Source organism: Ktedonobacterales bacterium (assembly GCA_036557285.1).
Classification (GTDB): domain Bacteria; phylum Chloroflexota; class Ktedonobacteria; order Ktedonobacterales; family DATBGS01; genus DATBHW01.
In genome coordinates, this window is the sequence record DATBHW010000064.1 from 78,086 (window position 1) to 95,446 (window position 17,361).

General features: G+C 58.8%; 15 protein-coding genes. 4 read left to right on the plus strand and 11 right to left on the minus strand.

Annotated features, from left to right (window positions below):
* The first annotated feature begins 118 nt into the window (after positions 1–118).
* Positions 119–1,597 carry a hypothetical protein gene (locus VH599_18890; protein HEY7350389.1) on the plus strand — a complete coding sequence of 493 codons (1,479 nt, stop codon included), beginning with the start codon at positions 119–121 and terminating at the stop codon, positions 1,595–1,597.
* Complete coding sequence (locus VH599_18895) at positions 1,575–2,138, plus strand: hypothetical protein (GenBank protein ID HEY7350390.1); 564 nt, start codon at positions 1,575–1,577, stop codon at positions 2,136–2,138. Before VH599_18890 ends, VH599_18895 begins: the two co-directional genes overlap by 23 nt.
* A gap of 131 nt (positions 2,139–2,269) precedes the next feature.
* Here VH599_18895 and VH599_18900 read toward each other — a convergent pair whose 3' ends face one another.
* From VH599_18900 to VH599_18925, 6 genes are all read right to left on the minus strand, one after another.
* On the minus strand, positions 2,270–2,797 hold the full coding sequence (locus VH599_18900; GenBank protein ID HEY7350391.1) for a YbhB/YbcL family Raf kinase inhibitor-like protein: 528 nt from the start codon (positions 2,795–2,797) through the stop codon (positions 2,270–2,272).
* Between the two features lie 334 nt (positions 2,798–3,131).
* A complete protein-coding gene (locus VH599_18905; protein ID HEY7350392.1) occupies positions 3,132–3,527 on the minus strand; it encodes a TraR/DksA C4-type zinc finger protein in 396 nt (131 codons plus the stop codon).
* Between the two features lie 285 nt (positions 3,528–3,812).
* Positions 3,813–4,631 carry an MBL fold metallo-hydrolase gene (locus VH599_18910; GenBank protein HEY7350393.1) on the minus strand — a complete coding sequence of 273 codons (819 nt, stop codon included), beginning with the start codon at positions 4,629–4,631 and terminating at the stop codon, positions 3,813–3,815.
* A 208-nt stretch (positions 4,632–4,839) separates the two neighbouring features.
* Positions 4,840–6,213, minus strand: coding sequence for a M20/M25/M40 family metallo-hydrolase (locus tag VH599_18915; GenBank protein HEY7350394.1), 1,374 nt, complete (start codon positions 6,211–6,213; stop codon positions 4,840–4,842).
* 146 nt (positions 6,214–6,359) lie between these two features.
* Entirely contained in the window at positions 6,360–7,520 is a 1,161-nt protein-coding gene (locus tag VH599_18920; GenBank protein HEY7350395.1) for an inorganic phosphate transporter, read from the minus strand.
* A 242-nt stretch (positions 7,521–7,762) separates the two neighbouring features.
* The gene (locus VH599_18925) at positions 7,763–8,638 is read right to left on the minus strand and encodes a sigma-70 family RNA polymerase sigma factor (protein ID HEY7350396.1); all 876 of its coding nucleotides are present in this window, start codon (positions 8,636–8,638) and stop codon (positions 7,763–7,765) included.
* Between the two features lie 279 nt (positions 8,639–8,917).
* Here VH599_18925 and VH599_18930 point away from each other — a divergent pair, with 279 nt between their 5' ends.
* Together VH599_18930 and VH599_18935 are read left to right on the plus strand one after the other, a co-directional pair.
* Positions 8,918–9,328, plus strand: a complete 411-nt coding sequence (locus VH599_18930; protein HEY7350397.1) for a VOC family protein — start codon at positions 8,918–8,920, stop codon at positions 9,326–9,328.
* A 160-nt stretch (positions 9,329–9,488) separates the two neighbouring features.
* On the plus strand, positions 9,489–10,859 hold the full coding sequence (locus VH599_18935; GenBank protein HEY7350398.1) for a TrpB-like pyridoxal phosphate-dependent enzyme: 1,371 nt from the start codon (positions 9,489–9,491) through the stop codon (positions 10,857–10,859).
* 125 nt (positions 10,860–10,984) lie between these two features.
* Here VH599_18935 and rfbB read toward each other — a convergent pair whose 3' ends face one another.
* From rfbB to VH599_18960, 5 genes are all read right to left on the minus strand, one after another.
* A complete protein-coding gene (gene rfbB / locus VH599_18940; GenBank protein HEY7350399.1) occupies positions 10,985–12,025 on the minus strand; it encodes a dTDP-glucose 4,6-dehydratase in 1,041 nt (346 codons plus the stop codon).
* A gap of 35 nt (positions 12,026–12,060) precedes the next feature.
* On the minus strand, positions 12,061–13,179 hold the full coding sequence (locus tag VH599_18945; protein HEY7350400.1) for a glucose-1-phosphate thymidylyltransferase: 1,119 nt from the start codon (positions 13,177–13,179) through the stop codon (positions 12,061–12,063).
* A gap of 2 nt (positions 13,180–13,181) precedes the next feature.
* Positions 13,182–16,151 (minus strand): AAA family ATPase, encoded by a 2,970-nt coding sequence (locus tag VH599_18950; GenBank protein HEY7350401.1) that lies wholly within the window; start codon positions 16,149–16,151, stop codon positions 13,182–13,184.
* Positions 16,152–16,227: 76 nt separating this feature from the next.
* On the minus strand, positions 16,228–16,731 hold the full coding sequence (locus VH599_18955; GenBank protein ID HEY7350402.1) for a PaaI family thioesterase: 504 nt from the start codon (positions 16,729–16,731) through the stop codon (positions 16,228–16,230).
* A complete protein-coding gene (locus tag VH599_18960) occupies positions 16,728–17,336 on the minus strand; it encodes a GNAT family N-acetyltransferase (protein HEY7350403.1) in 609 nt (202 codons plus the stop codon). Before VH599_18960 ends, VH599_18955 begins: the two co-directional genes overlap by 4 nt.
* Between the last annotated feature and the right edge of the window lie 25 nt (positions 17,337–17,361).

Consider the following 17,361-nt stretch of genomic DNA (forward strand, 5'->3'; position numbering starts at 1 on the left):
GTGGTAAGATAGACCTGGCTGCGTCTACTGTTGGTTCGCAGGGTCGTGAGCCACGCGCTCAGGGAACCCCACATTGACGATGCTGAAAGTAAGAGTGATCAGAGAGCGAGGAGGAGCATTGACGAGTGTAGTACTCACGCGTCTCTATCAGGGTGGTCTGAAAGAACACCTCACGACGTTTGCCGATCCGCGCAGCGGCCTCCTGGTCAGGCCGGATGATACGACCCACCACACGCGGCCTGGTGTCTCTCTGGCCGAAGTGCTGGAGCAGTGCCACACCCCACGCCTGATGCTCGTGGCCGCCCTGGCCGACGTGCCTCGTTCCTGGTTTGAAGCTGCACACGCGCAGGGCTGGGTTCTCTCGCATTTTAGCATGGAGCAGCGAACTGCCACTGCGCGGCGCGGGGACCGGACCATCGAAATCCGGCTGGCTAGCGCCTCCTTTTTCAAGGATGGTGCTGATCTGGCGATAGTGACGCGCGCCTGGAAAGCCTTGCGGCAGATCGTCGGGCGGCATGGCGGCGGCTTACCCCTGCTGGGGAGTCCAGGCAGCATCGGCCTCGCGCTCCTCGAACGGCTCCTGCCCGCAGGCTCCTCCTATCCGGTGCAGAGCGAAGCGATCCGGGCGCTCCTGCACACGCACAGCCCTCAACCCCGGAAGGAATGCTTGACAGCCTCTACTCTGGAACACATCCCAGGCTTTCACTATCTGGATGGGCGCTGGATGTATGCGGCGTGCCTGATCTACTCCTTTCCAGTTGGTTCGCCAGAGCGTGATTGCCTCGACCAGTTTGAACGCTATCGGCCTGGCTGGTATCGCATCACCGCCACGATCCCCGCTGATTGGCAGCAGGTGGGCCTGCTGCCAGTGCCAGGTGAGCGGATGGGAAGTGAGAAACCCTGGACCTGGCCGGCGACCCCTGGGGCCGTCCTCGCTGACCTGTGGGTGAGTGAGCCGGAACTGCGGCTCGCGCTGGAGCAGGGCTGGGCCTGCACTATTCACGAGCGCCTGCTCTTTGCGGGGCAAAAAGTGCTACGCACCTGGCAGGAGCGACTGGTCAGGATGCGCGCCGATGCAGAGCGCCTGGCCCCAAACCTCCGCCCCCTGGTCAGCGGAGCCATTCGGGAGATCCTGCTGCATGCGGTGGGACGCTGGCATATGCAGTCATGGGAAGAAGAACGTACTCTCACCCTGGACGAATGGACGCGCCTGGCGTCTTCGCTGAGCGCCGACGAGCAGATGAGCGCGTATCAGCGCGAGACGGGTGTGATGTCGTATGTAGCGAAGCGGCCCCTCAGTGGGCGGGAGACCAAATGGCTGCGACCCGAATGGAGCGCGTATGTGTGGGCATATTGCCGGGTACTACTGACACGGCGCCTGCTCAGTCTGCCCCGCGCAACGATTCTGGGAGTGAATACGGATGCGATCTACGTCACTGTGGACCCTGGCTGGCCCGATGATGGCACACCCGGCTCGTTTCGCTCCAAGGGCGTCCTGGCCGGGCCGCTGGCCGCGCCGCGCACAGAAGAGGACTTGCGTCGCTTGAAAGAGGTGGCAGAAAGGACGACCACGCATGGCACGCTCTCTGGCTGGTGATTTGATGCAGCAGCTTTATCAGCGTGGGATGACCAACGCGCAGATCAGCCACGCGCTGGGCGGCTATGATCCAGCGATTCTGGGCAGAGTGGCGCGCGGCGAGCGGCCTGGGACGAATCTGGTGGGGCCGCTCCAGGGGTTGCTGGGGGGAATGCCGAGCGCCACTGTACCCAAGGCGGAACATCAAAAACGGATCATCCGAGATGCCCAGGGGCGCATCACCAGTTATCGCCCCAAACAACTCAGTGCCGCCCGGTTAAAGCGCGTGTTGCGCCAGGCGGCGAACCAAGGGGCCACACGCGCGGGGATGGTGGCGGATGTGGGTACGTTTCAGGGGTACGAGCAGCGGCGGGCCGGGCAGCACCTCATCCGCGCCTTCCGCAAGGGGGACTCCGCGACCCCTGGCGCCCTGGCGCAGCGGTTGGACCAGGCGAGGCAGCCAGCCGAGACATTCCTGCTGAGCGAAATCAAAGCTGCGACAGGGGCGGAGGAGGTCGCCGACCTGCGGGGAGTCCAAATCAACTTCTACTATGGCAGCTAGCATGGATGGAGGCAGCCCGTAGCGTGTGAAAATTCAAATTGAACCCTTGAGTAAGTCGGAAGAATGAAAAGAAGTGGATGGGATTTTCGCACGCTACGGGCTGCCTCAAACAGAAGCTCAATCTCAGTGGCTTATGATTCATACCAGGGGACAATCATACCCCGGCCCAGCGTGTGGCTGAACAAATTGAAGCCCAGAAATGCCGACGTTGCGTCTTTCCCCAGACCAAGTGACTCAACGTCAACCGCATGGACCACGAAGTAGTAGTGATGTTTCCCATGTCCAGCAGGTGGCGCCGCGCCGATATAGCGAGCCAATCCAGCATCATTGCGGAGCTGAAATGCGCCCTGCGGAAGACCTGAGCCGTTCTCGTCCCCAGCCCCACGAGGAAGTTCAGTGACATTTGCCGGAATGTCCACGACGGCCCAGTGCCAGAAGCCGCTCGCAGTGGGCGCATCAGGGTCGTAGACGGTGACGACAAAACTTTTTGTGCCCTCTGGAAATCCACGCCAGGACAAATGGGGTGTAATATCCTCACCGCCAGCGCCGAAGATACCGCTGACCTGCGGCAGAGGCAGTTTCTCGCCGTCTCGCACATCGTTGCTCGTCACGGAAAACGACTGAACCTTCGGCAGATTTTCATACGGGTTGTAACTCATTGCATGTCTCCTTTTGCTGGTGCTGGCTCCTTTGCCAATCCGTTCATAGAAGAGGCGAGTCAATCATGCTCATCGCCGCAGATTTTCCTCTTACAGTATAGCTGCAAGGCGTCACTGCAACGTCATTACGCGCATCACAAGGGGTCTGCGTTTTCAGGACGCTGAAGAAAAGGAAGACTGTTTCTGATTTTGATGAATGCTGCTGTATGTCGCTATGACCCGCGCCCGCGAACTGCTCTGGGTGAGCGGCTCAGGTAGCATCACGCCGTTCCTGAGAGGAGGGCCATACCATTATGGGCAGTGAGCCAATGTTGCGCCTCATTGAAAACCTTTATCACTGCATGCCTCGTACCCTTGCCTCCACCTCAGCCTGATGGACCACATCATAGCGAGCTTCAGGAAACGCCCGTAGCCGCGCAAGCTGGATCGGTTGGCTACATTGCTCACAGCGACCATAGGTGCCCAGCGCAAACTTGCTCAGGGCATGCTCAACTTCGCCCAGTTGATCGCGCAGATTCAGTTCCTGCTGGTGAGCGATAGCCCAGGCTTCTATCTCAACGCTGGCATCTCCTTGATCGCCTTTGATTTCGGTACTGGGATCGTCAGTTTGCTTGCCTCCGACACCCTCTGCCCGACGCAGCGTGCTGATCTCGGTCTCCAAGCGTTTGTGCTGCTCTCCCAGGCGCTCCTTCAGTTCTGCCAGGATACCGGGTGATAGCTTCTCATTCATGATCTGTTTCTCCCTAACTGACTCACCATCTGCACTCGTCACACTGGTCATGATGCTCGGCTCAAGCCAGTCTCTTACTGGGCCTTCACTAGTGGGCACACCGGAGCCGCCTGAAATTCCAGAAGCGCCTCAGGTATCTGAAAACCTCGCAGCCCTTGTGCCAGGCGTATAAGGGACCAGGCAAGGATGCTAACAGAAAACTGGCACAGCAAATATCGCTGATTATGACTCAGGCGCGCTTCAGCCAGCCCAGCGTGCCCGACGCTTTCAGCTCTTGCTTATCCCTTATTGCGGAGCGAACCCGAGAGCGCGAATATACCGATCAGCCGAGCGCATGACAACTTCATGGGCATCATGGGTGACGACCCGGTCGAACCAGGCTCCATATAAGCGTTCGAATTGGTAGGGCGCAATCGTCTCCTTGATGCGCTGTACTTCGCTGGCAGGAAGCGGGATCAGGTTGGGATAGCTATACATAAAACTGACCCTCTGACGATCTGCAACCACTTGAATAATATCCCCTGAAAGGAGTGCGCCTTTCCCGCCTGATCCGCGCTTCCAATAGAGAACCGTACCCCCAGGAAAATGTCCCCCCAGTCGGATTAAGAGCAGGTCATCCAATATGACGTGCGTTTCGCCAGTCCAGAATCGGATACGCTCGCTTGGAAACATCACCCATTCCTGGTCTGCTTCATGGAGATAGATGGGAATGTTCAACCGTTCGGCCCATTCGACCATCGTCGTGTAGTAATGGGGATGCGAGATAGCCAGAGCAGTGAGTCCACCTAATCGTTCGATCTCTGCAACGGTGGTGTCATCTATGAAGCTCATGCAATCCCATAATACATTCCCCTGGTCGCTTTGCAGCAGCAAGGCACGCTCGCCGATGGCAAAGGTGGGCGAGGTTCCAATACCGATCAGTCCTGGCTCGTGTTCCTTAAATTCGTTCTGAAAGCCGTTATGGCGCATGCGGGCGAGCGTCGTCCACTGCTGTCCCTGATAGCCAATATATTGGCGTTCATCAGCGCAAATGGGGCAAGATGCTGGCGGTTGCTCGCTCGGCGAAAACTGGGTTCCGCATGTTCGACAAATCCATCGTTCCATATGCAGTTCTCTCTCTGTTGGGTTGACCGTGAACGAAGCAGCGGAGTCTGGCTTGCTGGACTCTCGGCAGCGAGCCAGCCAAATCATGCCTCGTATACTGGCAACCTGGCATCTCATGATTTCTTCAATACGTTTCGATTAGGAATGATGGCTTGAGTATAGCTGATAGAACAAGAAGATGCGTCATGACCCAAGCCCATGAGTTATCCTAACTGGCGAGCGTGCCCAGGTACCTCAACATGGCTGCGCCGGTTTTGATGCCCTTGAAGAAGCGAGCAATCTCCAGGTTTTCGTTAGGGGCATGGTTGGCCTCGTCAGCGTTGGCATAGGGGACACCAAACGCTGGAATGCCCAGCGTTTTTGTGAAGACGTAGTTGGGCAAACTGCCGCCCATAGCAGGCGCCAACAGCGGCTCCTCTCCCTGTGCTGCGGTGATTGCCCGGCGCAGCAGGTCGGTGAAAGGCGAGTCCAGTGGCGTCTTCGAGGGGTCCATTCCTCCATGACTGATAACACTGACTTCGGGGGCATGGCGCTGGACATGCGCTTTTACTTTGTCCAGGATGTCATCCACCGTTTGCGCTTCGACAAGACGAATATCGCACTTGGCGACCGCCTCATGCGGCAGGACAGTCTTGGAACCCGGTCCGCCGTAGCCACCGTGTATACCATTGATGGTCAGAGTCGGCCACGCCGAAAGACGCTCGAAGTAGCCGCGCTCCTGTGGCTCATCCAGCCGTTGCAGGTCAAGGGCTTGTTTGACCTGCTCAATATCAATGGGCAACTCCTCCAGTGCGGCGCGTTCCAGGGCACTCTGGGGGAGTACCTGCTCATAGAAGCCCTCGATGGTAATCTCGCCGCGTGCATTTTTCATCGTGGCGAGCAAGTGGACTAGAGTCCAGAGAGGATTGGGTACAATGCCGCCCCAATTGCCCGAATGGAGGTCTTGGTTGGCTCCCCGTGCGCGCAGTTCGAGATCAAGCACGCCACGGACGCCAAAGCTGATGATGGAGCGCCCGCTCTCATGTACAGGTCCATCGCTGACAATGACCAGATCCGCCTGCAATGCGTCTCGGTGCTCACGAATAAACTCCGGCATATGGGGACTACCTACTTCCTCTTCACCCTCCAGCAGTACTTTGACATGGCATGGGATTTCGCCATAGCAGGCCAGCAATGACTCCAGAGCCAGGAGTTGCGCGAAGTGCTGCCCCTTGTTGTCTCCGACTCCACGCGCGTAGAGTCGCCCGGCGCGCATGCTCGGCTCAAAGGGCGGCGTGATCCACGACTCCAGGGGATCAGGCGGCTGCACATCGTAGTGGCCGTAGAGCAGAACTGTGGGCGCTCCGGGTCGCGCTGTATATTCACCAAAGACCATCGGCCAGCCAGAGGTGGGCATGATCTGCACGCTCAGGCCCATCTGGCGCATCACGTTCGCAATATAGGCCGCTACCTCACTTATGCCCTCGCCATAGGCGCTGATACTTGGCCGACGCAGATAATCTACCAGACGCGCTAGAAAGCTCTCCTCGTGCTGGTCAACATGCATAAATACCTTGCTCAAGTCAACTGGTGGGATCGCCATCGTCTTTGCCTTCCTGGTGTATGGAACGTCAACTTCTTGGGTCGCCCATAGTGCCGGGGGAAGATCAGCGCCGCATCTGGTGTTGCTGCTAAAATCCTGGTTTTAGTAGCTTTCCGCTCGTATGCTTAGAACCGCGCCAGGGGATCTTACCATCCATGTACCACCTGTAACACTACAAAACACACCAAACCCAACAGGCCCGCGCCGGGCAGTGTGACAACCCAGGCCAGCGCCATATCGCGCACCACTTTCCAGTTAATCTTGCTGGCGCCTTTGCGCACGCCAATGCCGATAATTGCGCCAGAACTGACGTGCGTGGTAGACACTGGCAGCCCCAGGTTCGAAGCTCCTGCCACCAGGATGGCGGTGGTCAGGTTGGCGGAGAAGCCTTCGGTGTGATCCATCCTGGTCACTTTCTCTGCCAGTGTCTCGGTCACTTTTCCTCCCCCAACAAAGCTGCCTACCACCATCCCCAGCGACACCAGGGCAAAGAGCCAGAAGGGAGCCTGGTAAGTGGCGCTCTGGTTCGTGATGAGGTAAAAGGCGACACCGAGCGCGACGATTTTCGGCGTGTCGTTCAAGCCACGCGCGAAGCTGGCGGTGCCGCTGGAGAGCCAGTACAAGCAGTTCAAAACGGTTTGGGGCGTGCGCCTCAGCGTCACTCGGATGGGCAGATAGGCAAGCAAGGATAGAACGAGCGACAAGAAGGGGCTGAGCAGCAAGGGCAGGGCAACCTTCTGGAGCAGTGTACTCCACTGGATATGTGTGGCCCCAAACGCAAAGGTACCCACGATCACTAACGACCCGGTAATGGAGTGGGTCGTGGAGACTGGGAGACCAGTATGAGTAGCAAGGAAGACCCAGAGGATGGCGCCTAGCAGGACGGCCAGCGCAAACAACTCGGTTTGCTGGACGCCCGTGTCAAGGAATCCCTTGGTGAAGGTTCCAATCAGGGCAGAGGCAAGCAAGGCCGAAAAGAGGGAGCCAAGGCCGGTGCAGAGAGTGCCCCACAGAATAGCCCGACGATAGTTTGTGACGCCACTACCGACGAGCGTGGCGATGGCTTTGGAGACATCGTTGGCCCCATTGACATAGGCCAGCGCCACCATCAGGCTGATCCCTGTTGGCAGAAGGAAATCTCGCCCGGGGGCCGAAGTAATAGCGGCAATCAGAATAACAATTGCTGTAAGGAGGCCAATCCAGACCTGGCGCGACCAAATCAACGTCTGCCATTTCAACGGCCTGCCTGTTGGCACAGCAGCCGCGCCCAAAGTGACGATGGCGCCCCGCTGTCGTGGTGTAGACAAAGGGTTTCTCCAGTCTTGTGAGCGGCCTTTTTTCAGGGAGTATACCAGAGGTTGTATAGCATGGCCTCATACCGTTTTTTTGCCACAAAAAACGGCATATGGGGCGCTGCTCTTTTTATAGTCTGATTGTCTCATAAGTTGTTGCTCCATCAACGTTTCAGAGCTTACCAGAGATGCCTCTTGCTGCCTAGAAGTGCTGCTGCCGGGCTTGCTATTAACCTCCTCCAGCGGAAGCTGGCCGGTCAGTTGCTCAGGACCGCCAGGTCGAGTTGGCGCAGTCGCGTGGGGTCGGCGACCAGGTCAATAGCAACGATTTTGCCGCTCGTAATCGTGAAACCGAAGACGACACGCGGCTGCCCGCCCGGCGCCCACACGAGTCCCACGGCTCCATTCACCAGAGCCAGTTGTGCGAACCGCGCACGCCCGGAGAACTGCTGGGCCACAGCCGATGCTCCGCGGACCTCCCGCGATGCGCCCGCGGACACGGCGGCGCGGTCGGAGCGGAGCACAACGTCGGGGTCGAGTACCGCGAGCAGCGCCTCGAAATCCCCGTTGCGCGAGGCCGCGAGGAAGGCGTGGACCACTTCTCGCTGGCGGGTGAGATCGGCGCCCTGCACCGTCTCCACCCCCTGCATCCGTCGGCGTGCGCGGCTCGCGAGTTGCCTGGCCGCGGTCGGAGAGCGTCCCACTATTCCCGCAATCTCGTCGAAGGGCACCGCGAAGAGGTCGTGCAACACAAACGCGAGGCGCTCGGCAGGAGCTAAGGTGTCCAGGACCACGAGCAGCGCCAGGCCAACCGAGTCGGCCAGAAGCGTTTCGTGTTCAGGGTCGCTCCCGTCCTGGCGGCTCATGATCGGCTCAGGCACGTCCTCGCCGAGCGGCTCCTCACGCCGCGCCTTGCGCGCGCGCAGCATATCAAGGCATACCCGCGCGATTACCGTCGTCAGCCATCCGCCCAGGTTCTCGACGCCGCTCGTGTCGGAGCGGCTGAGGTGCAGCCAGGACTCCTGCACAGCGTCCTCTGCCTCAGTAAGATTGCCAAGCATCCGGTAGGCCACTGCCCGCAGGTGGGGACGCTCGGCCTCGAATTGCTCCGCCAGCCATTGATGTTCGTTCATTGCTCGTTTCCCTCAGTTGGTGTCTCTGTTGTCCCTCAATCGTTGTCTACTCAGCGCAGTCATTCGACAAAGATGCAGGGAAAGCCCTCATCCATCGGTCACATTTCTTCGTCGTGTTCCGTCATGGGAGTGACGAGCGAAACCCACCCGATGTGACCGGGAGATCATCTCCTCTGGAACGCACCTGGGCAACCCCGTCAAGTTCGTTGTGCGCGTCATGCCTATCGAAACCGGGATAGGTAGCATCTTAGTTCAGCAAGACAGTAAGGAGCTATACTGATGAGTAAGATCCACTTGAGTCCGTATATCAATTTTCAGGGCCGCGCCCGCGAGGCTATGGAGTTTTATCACCAGGTATTGGGCGGCCATCTCGATCTGCAAACCGTAAACGAGCAGGGCGTATCCAAGTCGGCTGGCGCTGGAGAGCGCATCATGCACGCGCAGCTTGAGGCCGAGGGCGCGCTCATTCTCGCCTCGGACGGCCACCCCGACTACCCTGCCACAGTTGGCGAGAATATGGCGATTGCCCTGGGGGGCATGGACAAAGACCGGCTCAGCACCATCTTCAACGACCTGGCCGCAGGTGGCAAAATCAAGATGCCGCTGACCAGGCAGCCCTGGGGCGCTGAGGTTGGTTGGCTCACGGACAAATTCGGCATAAACTGGATGGTCACTCTCCACCAGGCGTAAATGGAGATGCGTTGGCCCTGCGTTCTGATGTTTCCAGGCATGTTGGGGCTTGCCAGAGCATGTATCATGGTGTCAAGGGGAGACCAGGCAGCGCACAGTCCCCAATCTATTGATGGTGTGTTGTCGTTTACATGTCTGAGTCGTTCAAGAGGAGTCAAGCATGCCTGATACTAAGCACACGAAGTATCTGTTGAGTGAAGACGAGATGCCCAGGGTCTGGTATAACATTCTGCCCGATCTTCCCAAGCCTCCCGCGCCCGTCTTGCATCCAGGGACACATCAGCCGGTGGGTCCGGGTGATCTTGCTCCGCTGTTCCCTATGGGGCTGATTATGCAGGAAGTCAGCATGGACCCGGTGATCGAGATACCGGACCCGATCCGCGAGGTCTACGCTCAGTGGCGTCCCAGCGCGCTTTTCCGCGCGCGGCGGCTGGAGCGCGCCCTTCAGACTCCGGCCCGCATCTATTACAAGTATGAAGGCTGGTCGCCCGTTGGCAGCCATAAGCTCAATACCTCCGTAGCCCAGGCGTGGTATAACCAGCAGGAGGGCGTCAAAAAGCTGTCAACCGAGACGGGGGCTGGGCAATGGGGGTCGGCTCTTGCGCTGGCAGGCGCCTACTTTGGCATTGACGTTGAAGTCTTTATGGTCAAGGTTTCATACCAGCAGAAGCCGTATCGCCGTAATATGATGCAAGCCTACGGGGCGACGGTGCATGCGAGTCCCACCAACCTGACCGACTCAGGGCGCAAGATTCTGGCGGAAGACCCGGAATCGCCGGGAAGCCTGGGCATTGCCATCAGTGAAGCCGTTGAAGTGGCGGCGAAAAGCGGAGGGACGATCAAGTATTCGCTGGGCAGCGTCTTGAATCATGTTTTGCTGCATCAAACGGTTATCGGGCAAGAGGCGCTGCTCCAGATGGAAAAAGCCGACGATTATCCCGATGTGGTGATCGGCTGCGCGGGCGGCGGCAGCAATATGTCTGGCCTGGTCTTCCCCTTCTTTGGCAACTCCAGGAAGAAGGGGCTGAAGACGCGCTTCATGGCGGTGGAGCCGATGTCATGTCCAAGTCTGACGAAGGGCGTATATGCCTATGACTTTGGCGATACAGTCGGGATGACTCCCCTGGTGAAGATGCACACCCTCGGCCATGAATTTGTTCCGCCGGGCATTCACGCTGGAGGCTTGCGCTATCATGGGATGGCGCCGGTTGTCTCTTTGCTGCATGAAGAAGGGATTCTTGAGGCAAAGGCGTACCATCAGAATACCTGCTTTGAGGCTGCGACGCTGTTTGCGCGCAACGAGGGTATTATCGCTGCGCCAGAGTCAAGCCACGCGATCCGCGCCGCGATTGATGAAGCTCTGGAGGCCAGGGAAGCCGGTCAATCGCGGGTCATCCTTTTCAACCTGTCGGGACACGGCCACTTTGATATGTCTGCCTATGACAAGTATTTTGCTGGGGAGTTACAGGACTATGAATATCCCACCGAAGCGGTAGCCGCTGCCCAGCAGCGCCTGCCGGTCGTTTCATAGCCCTCTTGAAATAGCAGCAGGCGGGATGAAAACTTATCCCGCCTGCGCACCACCTGTAGCACCGCCTTCCAGGCGGCCAGTCGTCAAGCCGCCTGGAAGGCGGCGCTGCAAGTACCAGCGATTCTTCAAGGGTTGTGCGCCCCAAGAGACAATGCCTGCTTCAGAAAGCCATCACGACGGGTGAGCAGGCGTCTCAACCATTCCTCATGCGTGCGATACCAGGTAATGGTTTCCACGATTCCGGCAGCAAAAGAGACGGTTGGCGTCCAGCCAAGGCGCTCGGTGAGTTTGCTGGCGTCAACGGCGTGGCGACGCACATGCCCCAGGCGATCAGGGACCAGAGTGATGAGGCTTTCGGGAAGCTCAAGCTGGTCCAAGATCACGCGGGCATTTTGCAGGATAGAACGCTCCTCACCTGTGCCGATGTTGAAGACTTCGCCTAATACCTGTTCTGGCGGAGCCTGCAAGAGCGCCAGCAGAGCCGAACAGTGGTCATCAACATGAATCCAATCGCGGGTGTTGCTGCCGTCACCATAGACAGGGAGCGGGCGGTTTGCCAGCGCATTGGTGATGAAGAGCGGGATCTGTTTCTCTGGATATTGATATGGCCCGTAATTATTTGAGCAGCGTGTAATAACGACTGGCAATCCATAGGTGGCCCAATAGGAGAAGGCCAGGCGGTCTGCCCCGGCTTTGCTGGCGGCATAAGGCGAGAGCGGCTTGATCGCGTCGGTTTCCAGGGAGGGGCGACTCGTTCCGTCTGGCGCTTCGGCGTTGCCGTAGACTTCATCGGTGCTGATCTGGATGAAGCGCGAGACGCGCTGCTTGCGGGCGGCTTCGAGCAAGACAAAAGCGCCCTCGACATCGGTGCGGATAAACGCGCCTGCATCCAGAATGGAGCGATCAACGTGGGTTTCTGCGGCGAAATTGACAACCCAGTCACAGGCGCTCATGGTCTGCGCGACAAGGGCGGGATCACATATGTCGCCGTGAACAAAGGTGTAACGCTCATCCGCGCTTACGCCGATGAGGTTATCCAGATTGCCCGCGTAGGTCAGCTTGTCCAGCACCATGACGCGCACGTCTGGCAGCGCGCGCAAGATGTAGCGGACGAAATTGCTGCCGATGAAACCAGCGCCGCCGGTGACTAAGAGTGTGTGTCGCATTGCTCTTGTCTTTCTATTCAGGCTGCCACCTTCTGCTACCCAGGCGAGGTAATACCTACCCGGCTATGATCGCCTAATATCAATTTATGGCCGTGTGGCTTTCTTGATGAGGTATGAACCTCCGCGTATCGGCCAATCAGGCTTTCTTCGATGCGCCCCCGTACCGAAATTACCTTACTATGCTCCAGTAGAATGCTATATTCTATCTCGCTTGCTTCAACGACTACATCATGATAGACAGAGGTAAATGGGCCAATGTAGGCGTTGCGTAGAACAGTACGCTCCCCAATAATGGCTGGGCCACGCACCACGCTGTTTTCTATCACACAGTCTGCCTGGAGGACAACAGCGCCGGATAAGACCGAGGTCGGCGATACTACTGCGCTGGAGGCGATTGAAGGGGAAATGCCGAGCAGTATCTGCCGATTCGCGTCTAAAATATCCTCCATCTTGCCGGTATCGATCCAATAGCCAGCCAGCAGTTGGGCGTGGACTTGATAGGTATGATCGATCAGCCATTGGATAGCGTCGGTGATCTCTAATTCGCCGCGCGCCGATGGTTGAATGCTCTCTACTGCTTGAAAGATAGTAGGGTCGAAACAATACATGCCCACCAGCGCGAGATTGCTGGGAGGATGCAGCGGTTTTTCCACCAGCCGCCGCACGCGCATCATTTTGGGGTCTGGTGTTCCAGATGTAGTGTCTATCTCGGCGACGCCGAACTGTTGGGGGTTAGGCACTTCGGCCAGCAGGATGCTGCACTGATACGGGCAATCCGGGGCGGCAAAATGGCTGATAACGGGTGTTAGCGGTTCGCCGATGAGGTTATCGCCTAAGAACATTACAAAGCGCTGGTTCTCTAAGAACGGTTGCGCAATCTTCACAGCATGCGCCAGCCCAAGCGGGGCTGGCTGATAGATATAGGTGATGGAGATTTCCGGCCCCCAGCGAGAGGCGTTTCCAATCGCTGCTTCGATCTCTGCGTGGGTATCCCCGACGACAATGCCAATGTCGCAGATACCAGCTTCGATCAACGCTTCGATAGCATAGAACAAGACAGGCTTGTTCGCCAGCGGAAGCAATTGCTTGGCGCGTGTATAGGTGAGCGGGCGCAAACGTGTCCCTTTGCCGCCGCTCAAAATCAATCCTTTCATCTTCACCACTCGGTTAATTTCCAGATTTCAGGCTGAAGGGCGCCTGCCTCCAGATCGATTTCAGCGTAGAGGCTCACCGCCTGCTTCAGATGGGGCATGGCATCCTCGGTTCGGCCTGAGCTATGCAGGAGATCGGCCAGGTTGTTGTGCAAGGCGGCCTCGCGGTGACGATCTCCCTGCGCGGCACAGAGCGCCAGGGCCGTTTTGGTCAGTTCTATCGCCCGGTCAATCGCGCCGCTGGTTCGGCAGACCAGCGCCAGATTATTGAGCGCGGCCACGCGGGCGCTCTGGTCGTTCAACTGCTCTGCCAAGGCGAGGCTTTCTTCCAGATGGCGCTGTGCCTGGATTAGATCGCCCTGGCTGCTGGTGAGGATGCCCAGGATATTGTGTGCCTGGGCCAGCGCCCGCCTCTCCTGCGCTACTTCGGCCAGATCGAGTGCCTGGCGGGCCAGCTCGAGCGCCCGACTTGTTTCTCCGCGATGATGGGCGGTACGGCTCCAGTCAGCGTAGACGCTGGAACGTGTCTCTGTAGCGCCGGTTTCGCCAAGGGCGGCTAGCGCCGCCTCGAAATGACTTTCGGCCAGTTCCCAATCGCCGCGCCGCTCGTAGACAGCGCCTAATTTGTGTTCGATACCTGCCAGAGCGCCTGGCTCAGCGAGCGCCGCCGCTGTTTCGTAGCTTCGCAGCGCCGCGCTGTATTCTCCTAATAAGGTGTGCAAGTCACCAATGGATACGTGCAGCGCGGCAGGCTCAGGGTACCCCAGCGCCAGCGCCGTCTGGAAGTGTTCCAGGCTCTCGGTGTTGGCGTAGAGGTTACGGGCGCGTTCGCCTGCCAGCCTGAAATATTCGGCGGCGGCGCTTTCGGTCCCGGCCAGGCGATAATGACGGGCAATCTGCCCGGTCAGGGCGCTGCTTTCGCGCACCCCGCGTGTCCGGCTGACCAGCGCTTCAGCAATACGCCGATGAAGCAGCCGTCTTCTCGCCAGGCTGGTTTCTTCATAGACCAGTTCGCGCAGCTTCTCGTGGCTAAAGTCATAAATAAGCGCCTGCTCACCTGCTCCGCCCTGGACCTCTCGAACTAAGCGCCGTGTCAGCAGTTCTTCCAGGGCGGTGACGGTTTCTTCTTCGCTGCGCCCGCTGGCTTCGCGCAGGGTATCGAAATCAAACGAGCGCCCGATGGCTGCTGCGGCGGTGAGTAATTGCCATCCAGTTTCGCTCACCGCGACCAGACGCGAACGCAGCAAGTCGCGCACGCCGCCAGGCAAGGACCAGTTTTCGCTTTCGGCGGTCAGCACGCCGTTTGCCAACGCCGCCAGATATTCTACCAGGAAAAATGGTAGCCCTTCGGTCTCCTGGTAAAGCCGATCTACCAGCGCCGCGTCACCTGCTGTGGCGGATCGCACCAACTCGCCGACGGTAGGCTGGCTGAGGCGTGCCAATGAGAGAATGGTGGCGTTGCCTGATCGCTGCGCTTCGGAGAGCAGATGTTGCAAGCGGTGTCCAGGGGGAACCAGTTCGCTGCGCCAGGTGAAGATGAGGCTGAAGCGATTTTCGTATAGCCTTCTGGTGAGATACGTCAGCAGGTCGAGTGACGCGCTATCTGCCCAATGCGCGTCGTCCAGAAAGAGCAGACCAGGCTGGGCATCGCTGCACAGCGCCTGGATAACGTGCTTAAGTCCCTCGAAGAAGCGGCTTTGCGCGCCAGGGCTATCGAGCGGCGGCGCTGGTGGCGTGTCTGGCCGCAGGCTGCCAAGCTCTGGCAAGAGGCGCGCTGCCTCGCTCAACCAGAGCGGCGATAGACCTTCCAGTCGCTGGAGGCGCCCCTGCTGGACAATGGCGGCGCGGAGTCCGGCGCCTATAGGGCCATAGGCCAGGTGGGTTTCGCCTTCATAACAGCGCGCCGCGCTCACGGCTGCTCCTTTGTTCTGGACAGACGCCAGAAATTCTTCAGCCAGGCGTGTCTTTCCGATGCCTGCTTCCCCTTCGATGACGATGAGTTGGCCGCAGGCGCTGCTGGCGGCGTAGCTCCTGGTCAGCGTGGACCATTCCGCTGCTCGCCCGACCAGGGGATAGCCGCTCGCAGAGTATGTATTGTTGGGGGGCGAAGAGACGGACAGGCCAGTCGCGGTGGCTGGTTTTGGGTTCCTGGCGCTGGCTGCGTTGTCTTCTGGAGCCGCGCTGGAGGTCTGCCATTGCTCCGGTGGCGGCGGCGCGTGGTTCTCTTTAATAGCTTGATAGAGTTGGGTCGTCGCTTCCAGCGGGGCTACGCCCAGTTCTTGTTCCAGCACTTGCACGCATTCGCGGTACTGGTGGAGGGCGGCAGCGCGCTGTCCGGCCCAGGTGTATAACTGCATTAGATAGCGATGGGCAGGCTCGTGCAGGCGATCAAGCGCCAGCCAGCGACGACCCGTAGTGATAGCGGCGTCGAACTGGCCCAGGGCGCTGTATCCATAGACCAGCCGCTCCAGCGCGCCAGCCAGGTCGCGGCGCAGACTTTCGGCCTGAAAAAATTGCCAATCATCGAAATCGGGGCTGTCGCGCAGGCTGAAGCCCGCCAGAAAATCATCGCGGTAGAGCGACACGGCTTCGGCAAGAGGACCGATACAGGCCGGGCAGACTTTGGATGATGGGTGGCCGTGTGTTCGGCAGGCCGCCAGATAGTGAGAGAAGACTTCGACGTCTAGCCAGAGGTCGGGACCAGGATGCAGGTTCAACTGTTCTCGTTCCAGGTTCAGCCACTCTCCGGCGAGGGCTTTGTTGAGCGTCGAGAGTGTGCGGCGGAGGGCCGCGCGCGCGTGGGTCTGGTCATAATCCGGCCAGAGCAAAGCCGCCAGCCTGTCACGGCTCTGCCGTTCGTGGGTGACAGCCAGATAGGCGATCAGCGCAATGGCCTTGCGTGTATCAACGCTGATGGGCAGGTTATCGCGCTCGATGCGCGGAGCGCCAAGCAAAAATAGCGCCAGGCGGGACATACAGCACCTCCGTCCGGCGGCTATTATAGGTTAGGATGTCTGAAAGTACAACAGGGGAGCTTGCCCGAAGGGTTTTTCAGGGCCGGAAGATAATGCAGGTGGTGGTACCATGCGCGTAGAGTTTGCCTTCCGCATCGGTGATTCTGCCCTCAGCCGTAGCGATGCGGCCTCCCTGATAGATGATCTTCCCCTCGCAGCGTATCTCGCCAGTATCGCGGGTGATGGGGCGAACGAAGTTGACCTTGATCTCCAGTGTTGTATAGCCTGTGCCAGCAGGCAGTGCGGAATGGACGGCGCAGCCGAGCGCCGAATCGAGCAGAGTGGCGGCCAGCCCGCCATGCACGACACCAATCGGGTTATAGTGATACTCTGCTGGCTGCGCGGCAAAGACGACGCGCCCTTCTTCCACTTCAACGAAGGACATACCCAGCAGCACAGCAATGGGCGCAGGCGGAACTTCGCCAGACTGCATAGCGCGCAGATAGTCTAAGCCGCTCATTGCGCGGCCAATTTGCGCTGTGGGCATGGGGTCTTCCCAGGTAATGGTCCGGGTGCGGGCAGATGTCTCGATGTCGCTCATCCAAAACTCCTTAGATAGTCCCAAGAGATCGCACAGGCGGTGTGGGCGTCTGGCTTGAATGTATCCATACTGGCAGAGACCTGGCATTCGCCGCTGTGCCAGTGGATGGTGAGTTTATCGAAAAGAGAGGATACCAGGCGAAGGGCAGGCCGGTTCTCTCCAAGGATCATAGCGGTGAAGGTAACGACCTGATGGCGTCTGGCCTCTGCGATCAGCCTGCCGAAGAGCAGCTTGCCAAGGCCGCGCCGCTGCCAGACGTCTTCGATCACAATACCAAACTCGGCCTCCTGGCTGGCAGGGTTCCGGTCATAGCGGGCGATGCCAATGATTTCGCCCGCATAGCTGGCAACCATCGCGTACTGGTTCTGGTAATCAACGTTGGCGATATTGGCTAAGGTCTGTGCCCAGCGTGGCAGGCTGGGCACAGGTAGGAAGCACCAGCGGTAAATGGTGGTTGGCGAAAGCCGATAGAACATCCGTTGAAGTCGCTCGCCATCAGTCAAGATGGCGGCCCGAATCAGTATAGATGAGCCATCGCGCAAGACAACGATTGCTGGTAGGCCGACCCTCTGGCTGTTTTCTGCTGGTATAGCGAGAGATGCCATCGCTGTATCTCCTATTTCAGACCGA